Raw genomic sequence first — 2,971 nt, forward strand, 5'->3', positions numbered from 1 at the left:
CACCCTGCCAAGCAAGATCGTGAGCACAAGAGCGCAGCTCAACTCATTTTGAAACGATCAGTAAGTCGCCTACCGCACCGCCCGTCAGGTCCCGGGCGACTGCCACTGCCGTGGCCCTTCCAGAGTTCAAGCAACAATGCCGTCCGGCAACAGTCTTTTGTGGCAGCATTGTTGGAAGAACGTACCCCGTGCCGCCGTTCGCGGGTCGTCGTCTGTCGGAGACAACCTCACCGTCGCAGCAGGTGCGGCGTGGAGCCGGCCTGTCCTGGGAGGGAGGTGGCCTGCCTTGAGATCGCACCTGATCCACTGGTTCTACGACGTGGCCAAGGACTTCGAGTTTGCCAAGTACTTCGGGGGTGCCAAGTACTTCATGATTGCCCTGCTCGTGGCGTTGCCCCTGATCTATTTGGTGAGTCGCCCCTCGCAGCCGCCGAAGAAGCCGAGCCAGGGCAAGTCGGTCCAGGTGACACGACAACATCACGCCCCCAAGGGGAAGGACCCGGTCAGGGCGCTGGTCGACGGCGAGATCGGCCTCTCCGTCGATTCCGTCGATCTCGCTGGGCACGGGCGGTCGGCGCCCTCACTGGTCCGGGTGGCCGCTGAGGACCCCGCGGATGCGCTCTCGACACAGCTCGGTAAGCGAGATGCCGATCTTGCGTGGATGGCGGATGACGAAGGCATGCCAATCGCTTCCCGCCGCCTGGCGGAGGGGCTTGATGAACTGTTCCGGGCCCTGGGCCCGCCCCCGGCTCCGCGACCAGGAGACACGGACGTGGTTCTGGTCGGCGACGGTGGAGGGCAACAGTGACGACACCTGGACGTGACGCCAGACGCGAACTGAGCGGCCTGGAAATCGCGAGGGAATGGGCGAACCTCCCCCCAGAGTTCCTTAAGGCAGCCCTTGCGGCGCTGGAACCCGAACTCAAGCGCACTCACGCGAGGAAGATGAAGGAACTCGACATGGAGCAACGAGAGCGGGAAGCTGCACGCGAGGCCGAGGAGCGTCAGGCCGAGCGTTCCTACCGTCTCTACATGGGCGGTCTCGTGGCCGGATTCGCCCTCTGCGCCGGAATGCTCTGCGGGTCTGTGATCGAAGCACTGCACAAGCAGGAGGTGCTGGCGGGGATTCTGGCGGGGCCGACCATGATCGGCGTTGTCGCCTTGTTCGTCCTGCGGCAGCGCCAGAGCGGCAGGGGCCAGCAGCGACCTGGTCGTGCGAGCATCCCCGGTCAGCAGCCGCCAAGCGCGCCGCACGTCCTCGTGCCGACTCCTGAAGCGGTGGAGCCGGCCTGACAGCATGTCCCATGGTGGTGGATCGGGTCGTTGGACCGGTCATCGGGAGTGGTGGGTGGGGTTGGATCGTTCCTGACGGCTTGTGGTTGCGGTGGAGCGCGTCGACGGGCCGTCGGAGCGGGTGCCCGGCACCGGCTCGTGTTCGTCGACCGGGTGGCCGCCACGCTCATCCACCTGCGCCACGACCTGCCGCACTCGGTCCTGGCCCTGCTGTCCGGCGTCGACCGCTCCACGGTCCGCCGGGCTGTCGGCGAAGCCAGGGGCCTGCTCGCCGCCCGAGGCTTCGCGGTGCCCGACCGGCCCGGGATCCGCCTGCGGACCCTCGCGGACGTTCTCGCCTACGCGCAGGCCGAGGCAGTCGTGCCACGCCTGGGCGCCGCCCTGCTGACCGATCTGTTCCGCGCTGAAGAACGGTTCACGGTCCCGGGTATGCCCGAGACCGTGCTGCGCATGACCGGCGGCATCGGGACGACCCTCATCGGCGGGCAGCTCAGCCTGATTCACGGGTGTGCCGGCGCGGCCGTCGCTGCCAAGGTGGCCAGCAGTCGCAGGCGCTCGGCAGTGGGGGAGGCGGGCTCGGCGATGTACGCGGACAGGGTGATGAAGGGGGAGGGATCAAGGGTCAGTTCCTCGAAGGCCAGGACGAGTTCTCCGACCTGGTGGTGGAGGGTCTTCCTGCCCGCGCGGTGGACCGCCGACATCGTGGGCGGCCCAGCGGGTTCTGAAGTCGGCACTTCGCGTGGTCAGTTCGCCGACGAGCTGTATCAGCTGCCGGTCCTGCGGTGTCGCGCCGGCCCGGGCGCGGAGGATGCGCACGCATGCGGCTGCCGCGTCGTCGAGGTCGTCGTAGAACGTGGCCGCGGCGGGGTCGAGGAAGACGACGGAGGCCAGGTTCGGCGGGGAAGCCGAGGAACGCCGGGTCGGGCTGGTGAAGGCCATGTCGAACAGGGCCCGGCCGAGAGCGTTCGACGCGAGGACGTCGAGCCTCTTGCTCAGTGCGATGACAGGGGTGACGCTCATCGCGTCGATGAGCAGCTGCACCTGCTGCGGCACGCCCGTCGCGGCCTTCGGCTGTCTCCTCGCCCGTGAGGGGCGGCGCGCGGCGCGGGCGAGGTCGTAGAGGTAGGCGCTCTCGTCCTCGGTCAGCTGCAGGGCGCGCGCGAGGGCGTCGATGACCTCGTCGGAGACCCCTGTCAGGTCGCCCTTCTCGATCCGGGTGTAGTAGTCGGCCGAGACGCCGGCGAGCATCGCGACCTCCTCCCGGCGCAGGCCGGGAACGCGGCGCGCTCCGCCGCCCCTCGGGATGCCGGCCATATCGGGGGTGATCTTCGCGCGGCGTGTGGCCAGGAAGTCCCGTACGCGCTCGTCCTTCGGTGCCATGACCTCACGCTATGGGCGATCGGGGCCAGGGGCCAGGTTCTGCCGGACCCTCCTCTGAGGGGGTTCTGTCGCAGCCTTCCACCCTCGATCGAGGGCGCCCACAGTTGGTGTCGTAAGAGCCGACGGGCGCCGCCCCGGCCCCCGGACGACGACGAGCGGGACAGTCAGGAGGAATCATGACTGAACGGACCGAGCGCATGAGCTTCCGCTCCCCGGGGATGGCCTGGGACCTGGCGGGAATCCTCCACCTCCCCACGGATTTCGACGAGAACGGCTCCTGTCCGGCGATCGTGAGCGT

Annotated in this window: 2 protein-coding genes and 2 pseudogenes; 3 read left to right on the forward strand and 1 reads right to left on the reverse strand. The window is 68.4% G+C overall.

Annotated features, from left to right (window positions below; all coding sequences use genetic code 11):
* Nucleotides 1–286 precede the first annotated feature (286 nt).
* The 3 genes and pseudogenes from ACWD4P_RS38020 to ACWD4P_RS38030 form a co-directional block, all read left to right on the forward strand.
* Complete coding sequence (locus tag ACWD4P_RS38020) at nt 287–808, forward strand: hypothetical protein (RefSeq protein ID WP_449782793.1); 522 nt, start codon at nt 287–289, stop codon at nt 806–808.
* Nucleotides 805–1,293: a hypothetical protein gene (locus tag ACWD4P_RS38025; protein ID WP_449782794.1), complete on the forward strand. Its 489-nt coding sequence runs from the start codon at nt 805–807 to the stop codon at nt 1,291–1,293. Before ACWD4P_RS38020 ends, ACWD4P_RS38025 begins: the two co-directional genes overlap by 4 nt.
* A 90-nt stretch (nt 1,294–1,383) precedes the next feature.
* Nucleotides 1,384–1,671: pseudogene (locus tag ACWD4P_RS38030) on the forward strand (helix-turn-helix domain-containing protein); the annotation flags it as partial.
* 122 nt (nt 1,672–1,793) lie between these two features.
* Here the strand turns inward: ACWD4P_RS38030 and ACWD4P_RS38035 are convergent.
* Nucleotides 1,794–2,673 (reverse strand): annotated as a pseudogene (locus ACWD4P_RS38035) (helix-turn-helix domain-containing protein).
* Nucleotides 2,674–2,971 lie beyond the last annotated feature (298 nt).

The organism is Kitasatospora sp. NPDC002543 (genome assembly GCF_053594915.1).